Raw genomic sequence first — 13,524 nt, 5'->3', positions numbered from 1 at the left:
CTTCTTGCGAAGCCTGTTTTTTTGCCTTTAAGCTTGGCCATCAAAAGTGATGTTCGCACTTGCATGCAATAAGCGATCGCCACCTTCTTCGGACAACTTGATTTGTAAACGAAGGTCGTTAGGTGAGTCGGCATGTTTTAATGCATCTTTATAGCTGATCTGTTTGGCTTTATACAAGTCAAACAAAGCCTGGTCAAAGGTTTGCATCCCGAGCTCACGTGAACGCTTCATCAACTCTTTAATTTCATGTACATCACCTTTACGGATCAAGTCTGCAATTAAAGGCGAGTTAATCAAAATTTCAATTGCAGCACGGCGTCCAGTGCCATCCACCGTTGGAATCAGTTGCTGGGCCACAATCGCTTTCATGTTTAAGGACAGATCCATAAACAGCTGGTTGTGTCGGTCAGCTTCAAAGAAGTGAATAATCCGGTCAAGTGCTTGGTTGGCATTGTTGGCATGCAGGGTCGCAAAGACCAGATGGCCGGTTTCGGCAAAGGCAATCGCATAATCCATGGTTTCACGGGAACGGATCTCACCAATCAGGATCACGTCTGGTGCCTGACGTAGGGTGTTTTTCAGAGCCACTTCAAAAGAGTCAGTATCAATGCCCACTTCACGTTGGGTAATGATACAGCCCTGATGCTGATGCACAAATTCAATCGGGTCTTCAATCGTAATAATATGACCCTTGGAGTTCTGATTACGGTAGCCAATAATAGAAGCCAAGGAGGTCGATTTACCAGTACCTGTTCCACCCACAAACAGAATAATTCCACGTTTGGTCATGGTCAATTCTTTTAAAATAGGCGGTAACTTCAGCTGTTCCATGGTCGGAATGACAGTTTCGATACGACGCAATACCATACCGGGTTCATCGCGTTGTTGAAATGCACTGACACGGAAACGGGCAGTTTTGTCGCGGTTGCTGATGGCAAAGTTACATTCGTGCGTTTCAGCAAATTCTTTACGTTGCTTTTCACTCATTATTGAGTTTAAAAGTCGCCCTATTGTTGCACCCGGTAATTTGACCGAACCAATCTGTATAATCTGTCCATTTACCTTGATAGAAGGTTCGACATCGGCAGTAATAAACAGATCCGATGCTTTTTTCTCCACCATATATTCGAGTAAGCCGTTAAAATCCATGTATAAAAACCCCAATACAATTCAAGTTTTCTTATAAGAATGATTCTGGTTGCTTTGCCATAGTGCGGGCAGTTTGTGAACTGATAATGCCTTTAGCCACCAGAGTTTTTAGGCTTTGATCTAGCGTAGTCATACCGTAGTTAGCACCTGTTTGAATGGCAGAATACATTTGAGCCACTTTGTTCTCACGGATCAGGTTACGGATGGCAGGAATACCAATCATGATTTCATGTGCTGCAACACGACCACCACCATTTTTCTTCAATAATGCTTGAGAAATCACGGCTTGTAATGATTCAGACAACATGGCACGAACCATGTCTTTTTCTTCTGCCGGGAATACATCAATAACACGGTCAATGGTTTTTGCTGCAGAGGTGGTATGTAGTGTACCGAAGACCAAGTGACCGGTTTCAGCGGCAGTCAATGCCAAACGGATGGTTTCAAGGTCACGCATCTCACCGACCAGAATAATGTCAGGGTCTTCACGTAGGGCAGAACGCAATGCTTCATTAAAGCCATGGGTATCGCGGTGGACTTCACGTTGGTTGACCAGACATTTTTTTGATTCGTGTACAAACTCGATCGGGTCTTCGACGGTCAAAATGTGGTCATAACGGTTGTCATTAATATAATCCACCATTGCCGCAAGGGTGGTTGATTTACCAGAACCCGTTGGACCTGTCACTAGCACAATACCACGTGGGAAGTTACAAATATCTTTGAAGATTTGACCCATACCAAGGTCTTCAATGGTCAGTACTTTTGATGGAATGGTACGGAATACTGCACCAGCACCACGGTTTTGGTTGAATGCGTTGACACGGAAACGTGCCACACCCGGTACTTCAAAAGAAAAGTCAGTCTCTAACTTTTCTTCAAAATCACGACGCTGTTTATCGTTCATGATGTCATACACAAGTTTGTGTACTTCTTTATGTTCTAAAGCGGGTAAGTTGATACGACGAACTTCGCCATCGACACGGATGAGTGGTGGCATACCCGCTGATAAGTGTAAGTCTGACGCCCCATTTTTAGCAGAAAATGCTAAAAGTTCAGTGATGTCCATAATTTCCCCGAGATCATTTAAATGTTATTTATTTTGTTAGAATAATAAGGCTTTCCCAGAGCTTAACCAACAGTTAGTTTAAAGGGAAAGTAAAAAAAGATGAACGAAAATGAGAACCTCGTCAATGAATAGTCTTCAAGCATCACGAAATAAAGTTTTACAGCAAATTGAAGATGCCTGTAAACAGGCCCAGCGTGAGCCGAAAACCGTACAGTTACTGGCTGTTTCGAAGACTCATCCAAGTGAGTCGCTACGTGAAATGTACCAAACCGGGCAGCGCGCATTTGGAGAAAATTATTTACAAGAAGCTTTGGATAAAATTGAAACTTTAAATGATTTAGATATCGAATGGCATTTTATTGGACATGTTCAACGTAATAAAACCAAACATCTGGCTGCAAGCTTTGCATGGGTGCATGGGGTAGATCGTTTAATCATTGCAGAGCGTTTATCCAGTCAGCGAGAAGCCACTCAAGCACCGCTGAATATTTGTCTACAAGTCAATATTGATGCGCAAGAGACTAAAGATGGCTGTCAGCCAAATGAAGTGGTGGAACTGGTTCAAAAGATTAGCCAGCTTCCACATTTAAAATTGCGCGGTTTGATGGTGATTCCCGCACCCCACAATACCCAGGCTTTTGTAGATGCGAAGCAACTTTTTGACAGCGTTAAAAAAGAACATGTACATCCTGAAGACTGGGATACGTTAAGCATGGGCATGTCGAGTGATATGACTGAGGCGATTGCTGCAGGCTCAACGATGGTTCGAGTTGGAACTGCATTGTTCGGCGCGCGAGATTATTCAAACTAAAGAATACTCACATCCATTTTGATTATTTTGAAAACTGAACTTTAGGGTTCAGTTTTTGCTTTAAAAATTGAGCTTTCAACTAAAGTTGAGTACAAAAGGAACTATCTAAGGGAATAGTCTGTATAAAAATTATTTATTCGACCAAGAAAATAGGGAAGTGTATGACGGCATATTATCAATTGATCGGGCGAAATACGGATGTGGCCGGAGAAGTCACGGCGCATTACCGCTCAACCCTACTGGCTCAAGGGGCATGGAATGAGCATGAGCAGCATATGGCGCCAGCGACAGGTATTATTTGTGCGGAATTAGACCAGTTTTCCCCACGAAATGATATGCGTATTGGCCGGATCAGTTTAGATATTTTAGGTCTGATTCCTGCTGGAGAGTTTAGTATCACCACCAAAGTAATTCGCCCAGGCAAGACCATTGAGCTGATTGAGTCAGAAATGAAAGCTCAGGGCAAAAGCTGTATCGTTGCACGTACCTGGCGCATGATGACGCAAAATAGCCATGACATTAAAGGTTTGGAAGATGCTCATGGAAATGCGCCTGAACATGCGCCAGTGTGGGAAGGAATTCGTCAGTGGCCGGGTGGGTATATTCAGTCGATAGAAGCGCGAAGTCATCAGCGCCGTGCAGGGAAGGGCATTGTTTGGTTGCGAACGCCACATAACATGGTTGAAGGTGAACCTACCAGTGATTTTGTCCGCTTAATGGGGATGGTCGATACCGCCAATGGCATTGTGCCACGTCAAGAACCACCTTTTAGCTGGGGCTTTCCTAATCTGGATTTACAGATCCATATGCACCGTTTACCGCAAGGTCAGTGGCTGGGTCTGGAAACTATGCAGCAATATGGCGACGATGGTATCGGTCTAACCAGTTCCGTGTTGCATGATCTTTCTGGACCATTTGGACGCAGCGAACAGATTCTGACTTTGCGCCCCATGGCATAGTTTTTTACAAATAAAGGCCTAGAGCATCTTCTAGGCTTTTTTATGATTTTCGGATTTTAAAATTACCCCACCACTTGAATGGTACTTGCACCTGCACCTAACGGTTTCACCTGAATCTGTACCGGAATCCGTTCATGCATTTCTTGAATATGCGAGATCAGTACTACTTTGCGTCCCTGACTTTGCAACTGATCTAGGGCATTCATTACCATATATAAAGAAGATGCATCTAAAGTCCCAAAACCTTCATCAATAAACAGCGATTCAATTTTCATCGAACCCGAGGCCATATTGGCAATCGCAAGTGACAAAGCGAGGGCAGTCAGGAAGGATTCCCCACCCGAGAGTGAAGAGACTGAACGGGTTTCCCCATCCATATCGTGATCAACAATAGCGAGGCTCAAAGAGTGGTCTAAACGCTTGAGGGTATAACGCTGCGATAACATGGCGAGTTGCTGATTGGCATGCTCAACCAGAATGTCGAGATTGTATTGCTGGGCATAATCACGGAATTTTTTACCGTTCGCATCGCCCATCAATCCAGAAATTTTGCCCCAGCGATGTTCCTGTTGCTGAATGTTTTGAATCTGATCGGCAAATTTGGCCTGTTTATCAAGATTATCTTGATGGCGTGCAAGATCGACTTTGAGTTTGTCTAAGACCTCAGATTGAGCCGTTAAAGCTTCCAGATTGTCTTTGATTTGCTGTGTTAAGACATTTAACTCAATATTCGGTTGCTGGCTGAGATGCGCTGTCTGTTGCTCTTGTAAGGTTTTTAAAGCCGATGCACTTTCATTCACTAACCGTTCAGCATTTTGCAGTTGAGTCCGAATCTCCTGTTCTTGCGCAGAACTGATCTGTACTAGGTCAGCTAAATCATGAGTTGTAAAATTTTGATGTGCTTTCAACCAGTTTTCAATTTCAACATTAAGCTGATTAATGGTTTTTTGATGTTCAGCCTGTCGGGAGGTCAATTGTTTCAAATCACTCTGCTGTCTCTCAAAATCGATCCTCAATCGTTCAAAACTTTGCTTTTGCTGCTGATAGATCTGTTGTTTTTGTTGACGGTCTGCATCGTGTTGAAGCAACCATTCATGCGGTTTGATTTCCGTTAAATCGGTCATCTGTTGAATGAGTTGAGTGGCAATTTGGGTATTTTGTTGCCCTCTGGCATAGGCTTGATCGCGTGCTTGGGTCGTTTCAGAAATGAGCTTCGCTAGATTGTTCTGATTTGCGCTAACTAAAGTTAAAGTTTGATGAAGATTATCTTGATCTTTAGCGAGCTTATCTAAGCTGGTCAGATGTTGAGCACGATTTAATAATGTTGTTAAAACAACTTTTGCTTGAGCCGTGGTGTGTGTGATCCATTGCTGTTGTTCAGCTTCACTTAAACAAGCGACGACATGCCGAACGTGTTGTTGCAAGTTTTCTGCATTGTTCAGTTGATATTGAATACTTTGAATTTGTTGGGCTAAAGTGTGTTGATCTTTAAGAACCTGATTGAGGGTTGTTAATTGATCTTCAATAGCTTGTTTTTCATTTCTAAATTGAGTGAGCGCATCTAAAACTTGTCTTTCAATATCATGAGCTGATTGTTCAAAATTGATTTGAATCTGCACATTTGAAAACTGTTGCGCTAATTCATTTTGCTGGATTGCTAATTTTCCAAGATTACTTTGAATGCTGTTTTTGAGTTGATCCAGTTCAGATTGCGCTTTGGTCGCCTGTTGTTGTGCCATTTGCCAGCGTTGAAAAGCTTCTTGCTCTTCTTGCATGGCGTGTTGTTCTTGCTGTTGTTGCAATTCAAACAAGGCTTTTGAAACGTGTGACTCATCATTTTTATAAGGATGAGAGGTGCTACCACATACCAGACAAGGCTCATCCGCCACTAAATTAATCCGTAATTGCTCAATATTTTCTGCATGCAATAAGCGCTGTTTTTGCAAAATTTCTTGTAGTTGAACCCGTTCATTTTTTGCCGTTTCAAAGGCTTTTTCTGCTTGTGTGCTTGCCTGATTCAGTACAAGTGCGTGCGAACTGAATGTTTGTAATTTAGTTTGATGGTTAGATAGATCCGCATGTAATTCAAAATATTGCTTTAACTTTTGTTGTGCAAGATCCAGCTGATTAAGCTGTGAAATTTTCAGCTCACGCTCTGTATTCAGTTTTAGCAGTTGCTGTTCAATCTGCGTGACAGAACCAAATTCAGTCTGGAGCTGATCTAGCTTGTGTTGATCTTCTGCACATTTTGATTGTGCCTCGGTCAGATCCCCTAAACTTTGCTCAATTGTTTGATATTGAGTAATGAATTGCTGTAATTGTTGAATATGTGCATGAATACTTTGATCCAGCGAGGTGAATTTTTCAGTTTCAGATAATTGCTTTTGGATTGCTTTTTGTTGGTCGAAAAGCCTTGAAATATCCAGTTCAATATTTTGTTTTTGCACATTTAAGGGCTGTTGTTGTGCATCTAACTCTATGCATCTAGTTTTCAGCTTGTTAAATTCAGCCCCAATAAAATCACGTTCTTGAATACAGCTTCGAACTTGTTTTAAAGCCTCGGCATGGGTAAATTCAAAATCTTGTAGAGCTTTAAGTTCAGTGTCCGCTTTTTTATAGTGTTGTTCTTCATTATAAAATTGCTTTGAAACCACATCAAAAGAATTCTGGAGTTGCTGAATGTGTGGTGTAAGCTGTTGTTGGGCTTTGACTAATTGAGCCTGTTGAAACACAGTTGGGCGAATACCTGAAAATACTTCTAAACGGCTCAGTTTTTGACGTTCAGCGGCTAACTGTTGTTGAATGAAAAATTGATGATCATAATTTTTTTGTTTGTCACTGATTTGGTTTTCCAGCTTTTGATTTTCTTCAAACCAAAGTTGTTGTTTGCTTAGATCTGCTTTTTCAGTCTCTAATTTTTTATATTCAATATTTGCGATTGTAAATTGCTGATTCAATTCAGCAATTGCTTCATCTGACAAAATATCAATATGACCAATCATTTCTTCGAGTTTTTTACGCTCTTTTTCAATATCAGCGGTTTTACGAAATGCAATTTCACCAATTTTGGCAAAAATATTAGAGTTGGTTAAATATTCCAGTAAAGCACCACGTTCATTATCCCGGGCTTTTAAAAATGCCGTGACTTCAGATTGAGCCAGTAAAACTGCACGGGTAAATTGCTCAAAACTGAGTTGGGTGATTTTGAGAATACTGGCTTCGACTGCTTTGGCTTTGTCCGCAATCACCACACCATCGGTTAAACATTTTAAATGGCGTTGCACACTCTGTAATTTACCTGTGGCACTTTCACGCGCACGTTTAATTTCCCAGCGTGCCAGATAATGCTTTTGATCCTGTGCCACAAAAACAAGTTCGGCAAAGCCATGTCCGGTACCACGGCGAAGCACGGTTAACGTTGAATTGGCGAGTAATTCAGAACCATCGACATCGACCAATTTACCATCACTGCTTTTAAGACGCGGCACTTGGTTAAACAGTGCCAGACACATTGCATCTAAAATCGTGGATTTACCTGCACCCGTTTTACCAATAATGGCAATTAAACCGGCATTGGCCAAAGGTTCACTTTCAAAATCAATAAAATGTTCGCCAGCAAGAGATGCCAGATTTTTTATACGAATAGATAAAATTTTCATGGCAAATCCTTAAATCGTGTTTCTATCTTCAAGTGAACGATGGGCTTCTTGAACCAGAGTCTGAAAATCTTTTAACACCGCATCATCCTGCGCATAACCTTTATTCTGCCAAATTTGTTCAAACAATTTTTCTGGCGTTGGCGGTTCAAGCTGAATTTTTGCAGACGAGTTTTGCACTTGATTGTTTTTATATTGGCGTGAAATTTTAACCAGACGATAGCGGTCTTTAGGCAAGGCATCTTCAAATTGTTGTCTTAAATTGGGCAGGGGCGGTGTGTCGGTATGATATTCAATATCGATATATTCACGTTGATCAATATTGGCAATTTCACCACTGGCGAGGGCTTTAAGTTGAGCAAACACTTCCTGCAATTCTCCTCGAATTCGATGTAACTGAATACTGCGAGGGATGGGCAGGGCTTCAAATTGAAAAGCAGTTTCATCAGCTTTCGATGGTTCAATTTTGACTTCAACCACTTGGTGCTTGTAGTTAATTTCACTGAAAGATAAAGGAATCGGTGAGCCGCTATAACGAATATGCGGATGCTGAACTTTTTGTGGTTTATGCAAATGCCCAAGTGCCACGTAATCAATCACATCATCAAATAATGCAGTAGAGAGGGCTTCTTCATTGCCAATAATAATCGGGCGTTCCGAGTCGGAAGTTTCACCGCCTTGCATATGCGCATGTGACATTAAAATCAGCGCCTGATCATCGGTCTTACGTTTCTTGGCTTCGCTAATCAGTTGTTGATGTAAATAGGCAATCGCATTTTGGCTATTGGTGGTGTGTTCATTAAAACCGGTAATTTCAGCCGCACGTAAAAAAGGCAGACTTAAACACCAGGCGACAATCTTTTTATCTCGATCATAAATGGGTTGCAGTAAGCGATCGAGATCTAAAGTCTTGTCATCATTCCAGCGAACCACTCCCACCGTTCTGGCATTGTATTTTTCCAGCAAGGGTTCGACCTGTTCAATCCGATAACCCGAATCATGATTACCGGCAATCATCAGCGTTTGCATATGCGGGGCAAGAGCATGGGCATCGGCTAAAAATTGATACAGCTGTTTTTGCGCAGCTGATGCAGGATTGATAACATCAAAAATATCACCGGCAATCAGTAGCGCATGTGGCTGTTTCTGTTGTATTTGTTGAAGTAGCCAACTTAAAAACTGTTCATGTTCATACTGGCGTGAATGGTTATAAAAGAATTGTCCCAAGTGCCAATCTGATGTATGAAAAAAATGAACAGTCATGTAACGCCCCAAATCACAATGCATGATGAGGCTATAAATTACCATAAATGCAGCCACTTATTATGCAATACATCGCGGGTGCGACCACTTAAGTCGTGTTAATTCATTAGAATTTATCTCTTTTTTTTATTGCGCTTTTTCATCTGCTTCAACCAGACCGAAGGTATTTTGATCTAGGTCGAGAAAATATCCCTGCCAGCAACGTCCTGGAATGGCAAATTTAGGCATGGCAATTTGACCACCGGCCTCAAGAATCTTCCTGGAAGCTTCATCGAAATTTTCAACCAGTACAGAACAGGTAAAAGCATTGGTGCCACAATGTGTTGGTGGTACAGCTGCAGGACGTTTCAGTAAGCCACCCGACATGTTTTCAGTTTCGATCTGGTAATATTCAATAGGAAGACCTTCAACTTTGCTAAATTTCCAGCCAAAAACAGTCTGGTAAAAGTCAATATCTCTGGGTGGGTTTGAAGACTGGATTTCAAAGTAGACAATGTAATTCATCATGTGATCCTGAGTGTTGTTTTGAAAATTTTAGAAAAATAGAGGGGCATTGTTCCAATTGCAGAACATACGAACTACTTCGAAAATAAATCAAATATCTAGAAAGGTGTGTTTCTTCTTTGAGAGAAATTGTAGAATAAATAATCATTTTTAAATGTAAAAATGTTCAGTTGCGAACAGCAATTTATGTTTTGGGGACCTACTTGAAGTAGGTAAATCATAAAAAAAGCAAATAGAAATTCATTCAGGGCACCGGTTTATAGGTCATCGAATTTCTTTTGTATCCAGATTAGAGCACCACTATGCCAGATAATCCGTTTGATCATAATCTGCCGAATGACATGTTTTATAAAACATTATTAGAGTCGACCTTAGCCATTCCATGGAGCATTGACTGGGCAACAAAGCAGTTTAGTTATATTGGTCCGCAAATTGAAAAGTTACTGGGCTGGAAACAGGATTCCTGGAAGTCGGTGCAGGACTGGGCAGACCGCATGCATCGGGATGATCGTGATCATGTATTGAATTATTGTGTGTCGCAATCCATTGCAGGCATAGATCATGAGGCGGATTATCGTGCTTTAAAAGCAACAGGTGGTTATTGCTGGATTCGAGATGTGGTTCATGTGGTACGCAAGGAAAATGGTGAAGTTGAAAGTTTAGTCGGCTTTATGTTTGATATTTCTGATCGTAAGAAAAAGGAAGAAGAATTAACAGCCTTACACCGCAAGCTGGAAGAATTTTCCTATAAGGATGGTTTAACCGAAATTGCCAACCGCCGTCTATTTGATGATTTTTATTCGCGCGAATGGTACAACGCAATACGTGAGCAAAAGCCAATATCGGTGATTTTGATCGATATCGACTTTTTCAAGCAATACAATGACTTTAATGGGCACATTATTGGCGATGCCTGTATTAAGCAGATTGCACAGATGCTGGAAAGTTGCTGTGTACGTCCACGTGATCTGGTGGCACGTTATGGCGGAGAAGAATTTGCGATCGTATTGCCAGAAACGCATTTAGAAGGAGCGATTCAAATTGCAGACAATATACTCCGCATGATGGATCAGGCGAATCTTCCGCATCGGGCATCTCCCATTTCTGAAAATGTCAGCTTAAGTCTGGGGGTAAAATGTATTTGCCCGACAGAAAAAGATGACAAAATACACTTTTTGAATCTGGTCGATAAAAACCTGTTTAAAGCCAAACAGACCGGACGTAAGCGGTTTGTTGCTGATGAAATAGCAAATTCAATTTTAAGTTCAGCGAACAATTGAAACGCAGATAAAATCAATAATCCCCTCAAGCGAGGGGATTATTTTTATTCATCTTTTATCAATCTTTAAAATATACCGGAATCCATTGATAACTCTTACCGTCTTTAGAATAAATATGTCCAAGACCCGGGAAAGGTAAGTGCGGTGCTGCAATCAGCTGACCCTCTTTGGCATATTCGGCAAAGTGTTTCAGACGTGTCTGTACCGCTGCTTTGGGATCAACATCAAATTCAATGGCGGTTTCAGGACGGTCAAACTGAAGGGTATGGGAATGCACGATGTCGCCAATAAATACCGCTTCCTGACCATCGGCTTTGAGTTTAAAGCTGTAATGTCCCGGGGTATGACCAAACGATGGTTTAAATTCGATACCGCCAAAAGCCAAGGATTTGTCAGAGAATACCTTCACTTTTTGGGCTTTCTCATACGGAGCTAAAGCCGCTTTAATTTTTTCAACCGTACCCAAGAAACCTGCTTGCTTGTCTTTTGGCAGTTTCTTCACGGTATTTGGATTGAGCCAGTAGTCATATTCGGTTTTGGCAATATGCAATGTGGCATTTGGATAGTTTGCTGCACCATTATTTGAAATGCCACAGACATGGTCAGGGTGTAAATGAGTGAGAAAGATCTCATTCACTTGTTCAGGCTTATAACCTGATGCTTTGAGGTTGTTATAGATCGAACCTAAATGTGCACCAAAGCAGCTGGCTGCACCGCTATCCACCATCAACAGTTGATTGCCTGTCTTGATCAAGAAGGCATTGACTGAGGTTTGGATGCCTTTGGCTTGGTCGGCATAGTATTTCTTGAGAATTTCAGTTTTTTCTGTGTCGCTTAAGCCTTTAAACATGGCAGGGCTTAGGTAGTTTGTTCCATCGAGTAGGGCGGTGATTTGGGTATTACCGATTTGATGGTGGTAGTAGCCTGAGACTTGTTTCGGGGCTTGGATGGTGCTTGGTTCAGCAGCTTGGGTGGTAAGGGTTGCTGTACCAAGTGTGAGTGCGATTAGGAGGGGTTTTAGGTTTTTCATGGGGTTCTTATTAAAGTGAAAGTGATGAATATTTTTAGCATAGATAAGTATAGATTTTAAATTTTTAGGTTCGATTTTTTCCTTACTTTTGAAGGATCAAAAGTAACAAAAATCCTTTGTTCGTTAGAGGGCACATCCGTGTGCCCCTAACGAACGGGCGACATCCATGTTGCAGGTCATGTGATTAAACACTGTTTTAACTACTTAGTAAGTTTCATTAAAATCTTTCTTATGAATCGTAATTTCCATTGTATTTTCAAAATCATGAGGAGGTTTTTGTCTAAGATCTTCAACGATTGCGAATACAGTTGAAAAGATAGCAGATCGTGTAAATTGAAGTAAATTTTGAAGGCTATTTTCAAATTCACTTATTTTTACATAAGTGTGAGTTGAGTCATTAGAGAGATCAAATGAATCAGGGACTAAGAATAAAATATGATGTTCTAGCGAGTTTCGCCAGACTTTATAAAATCCAAATTGTCCATCTTTTTCATTTAAGTCATATATAAGGCTATTAATAGCAATTAACCCGAAGTTAATTTTACTTTCTAGAATAGCCTTGTTTTTGTACCAAAAGTTATTAAAAGCTGTATTTTTATCAATTGAAAGTGAAAAATAATGGCATAGAAATATTGCCAGTTTATCTAATATTGAAAAGCATAGTCTAAAACAAGTCCTTAATTTTTCAGATCGTATATTAATAATCTCTTGATCATTTAGTTCTGAATAACAACTTTCAAAATCACATTTAGAGCTGTCAGTAAATTTAGATTCATAGTAGAGAACACGAACCAATGAGAACTCAGCTTTAATACGGTTTAGATATTGTTCATACTGAAGAATATTTTTTGAAGAAACCACTCCTTCTAACAGTGTTAAATTATCTCGTTCATTGGCTATGCATGAACAATACATTCCATGAATATTAAGTGTTAAATTTTTCTCTATACACCATTTTCTAAAATGGCTCATTGAAGAATATTCTTTGTCAGTTTCTATTTTATCTGGTACTAAATCTTTAGATTCTAGTTGGTTACTTAGAGATGTGCTTTTATGTAGATAGAAAGGTTTCCAATCATTTGGTACTAAGTTTGATTTACAAGCAGTATCATAGCCTTTGATAATTTCAATAATCATTTTTTGTGTTCTATGATCTAATAGTTCATCAAATTGTTCTAAACAAGAACTCCTATTGAGCCATGCCTGAGGATAAATTGTATTTTGCTTTATGACTAAATTATAAAGTTGTAACGCTTCAGAAAATCGAAATTGCTGTTTTAGAGTATTAGCTAGATTAATCAAATTTTGTTCGTAAAGATCGTAGTCATCTTATTTTTTAATTATTTTATATGCTTTCCAATATAGGTTTTTTACTTCATTAAATATTTCTATATTTTTAAAATTTACTCTTTCTTCAGAATAACCACAATTATTTGCAAGAGCTAATTTTCCATTAGCTAAATTATAAAAATAATTGATATTAAAATTTTCTTCATAGTGGTTAGAGTTGCTTTCAAAAATTTGAATTCCTTTTGAGATAGCATCTGTATTTTTTAAATACGTTCCTGCATCGATAAATTGACTTGCTAGATTAAAGTAAATTTTTAAAACAATATCGCTTTTTTCATGTTTCTCCAATTCACTTAAAATTATTTCAGCATTGAATAATGCTTCGTGCCATTTATCATGATTTATTGAATTAGAGATAGAATTTATAGCGTCATTAATTTTTTTTAATTCAAGTTTCATTTAAATATTTTGTATAAAAAGCCCCACTAGAATATAGCAGGGCTTTTTATAAGT

General features: G+C 39.8%; 11 protein-coding genes. 3 read left to right on the top strand and 8 right to left on the bottom strand.

The annotated features are described in order from the left end of the window. Positions 1 to 27: 27 nt before the first annotated feature. Positions 28 to 1,149, bottom strand: coding sequence for a PilT/PilU family type 4a pilus ATPase (locus HLH18_RS00860; protein ID WP_131291536.1), 1,122 nt, complete (start codon positions 1,147 to 1,149; stop codon positions 28 to 30). A gap of 31 nt (positions 1,150 to 1,180) precedes the next feature. Then, complete coding sequence (locus HLH18_RS00855) at positions 1,181 to 2,218, bottom strand: type IV pilus twitching motility protein PilT (protein ID WP_131291534.1); 1,038 nt, start codon at positions 2,216 to 2,218, stop codon at positions 1,181 to 1,183. Positions 2,219 to 2,342: 124 nt separating this feature from the next. Here HLH18_RS00855 and HLH18_RS00850 point away from each other — a divergent pair, with 124 nt between their 5' ends. Beyond that, positions 2,343 to 3,029, top strand: coding sequence for a YggS family pyridoxal phosphate-dependent enzyme (locus HLH18_RS00850; RefSeq protein ID WP_131291531.1), 687 nt, complete (start codon positions 2,343 to 2,345; stop codon positions 3,027 to 3,029). Between the two features lie 161 nt (positions 3,030 to 3,190). Continuing rightward, positions 3,191 to 3,988, top strand: coding sequence for a thioesterase family protein (locus HLH18_RS00845; RefSeq protein ID WP_131291529.1), 798 nt, complete (start codon positions 3,191 to 3,193; stop codon positions 3,986 to 3,988). A 62-nt stretch (positions 3,989 to 4,050) separates the two neighbouring features. On the opposite strand, the gene HLH18_RS00840 is transcribed toward HLH18_RS00845, so the two are convergent. From HLH18_RS00840 to HLH18_RS00830, 3 genes are all read right to left on the bottom strand, one after another. After that, positions 4,051 to 7,647 (bottom strand): AAA family ATPase, encoded by a 3,597-nt coding sequence (locus tag HLH18_RS00840; RefSeq protein ID WP_131291527.1) that lies wholly within the window; start codon positions 7,645 to 7,647, stop codon positions 4,051 to 4,053. Positions 7,648 to 7,656: 9 nt separating this feature from the next. Continuing rightward, positions 7,657 to 8,907 (bottom strand): exonuclease SbcCD subunit D C-terminal domain-containing protein, encoded by a 1,251-nt coding sequence (locus HLH18_RS00835; RefSeq protein WP_131291525.1) that lies wholly within the window; start codon positions 8,905 to 8,907, stop codon positions 7,657 to 7,659. A gap of 126 nt (positions 8,908 to 9,033) precedes the next feature. Continuing rightward, positions 9,034 to 9,411, bottom strand: a complete 378-nt coding sequence (locus HLH18_RS00830) for a VOC family protein (protein WP_131291523.1) — start codon at positions 9,409 to 9,411, stop codon at positions 9,034 to 9,036. A gap of 302 nt (positions 9,412 to 9,713) precedes the next feature. On the opposite strand from HLH18_RS00830, the gene HLH18_RS00825 reads away from it, so the two are divergent. Further along, positions 9,714 to 10,691, top strand: coding sequence for a diguanylate cyclase (locus HLH18_RS00825; RefSeq protein WP_131291521.1), 978 nt, complete (start codon positions 9,714 to 9,716; stop codon positions 10,689 to 10,691). Between the two features lie 58 nt (positions 10,692 to 10,749). Here HLH18_RS00825 and HLH18_RS00820 read toward each other — a convergent pair whose 3' ends face one another. From HLH18_RS00820 to HLH18_RS15910, 3 genes are all read right to left on the bottom strand, one after another. Beyond that, positions 10,750 to 11,721, bottom strand: a complete 972-nt coding sequence (locus HLH18_RS00820) for an MBL fold metallo-hydrolase (protein ID WP_171545460.1) — start codon at positions 11,719 to 11,721, stop codon at positions 10,750 to 10,752. 204 nt (positions 11,722 to 11,925) lie between these two features. Next, positions 11,926 to 13,023 (bottom strand): LA2681 family HEPN domain-containing protein, encoded by a 1,098-nt coding sequence (locus HLH18_RS00815; RefSeq protein ID WP_250852345.1) that lies wholly within the window; start codon positions 13,021 to 13,023, stop codon positions 11,926 to 11,928. A 27-nt stretch (positions 13,024 to 13,050) separates the two neighbouring features. Further along, positions 13,051 to 13,470: a hypothetical protein gene (locus HLH18_RS15910; protein WP_131291343.1), complete on the bottom strand. Its 420-nt coding sequence runs from the start codon at positions 13,468 to 13,470 to the stop codon at positions 13,051 to 13,053. Between the last annotated feature and the right edge of the window lie 54 nt (positions 13,471 to 13,524).

The organism is Acinetobacter sp. ANC 5414, assembly GCF_013004295.1.
Classification (GTDB): domain Bacteria; phylum Pseudomonadota; class Gammaproteobacteria; order Pseudomonadales; family Moraxellaceae; genus Acinetobacter.
This window is presented reverse-complemented; position numbering and strand designations above follow the sequence as displayed.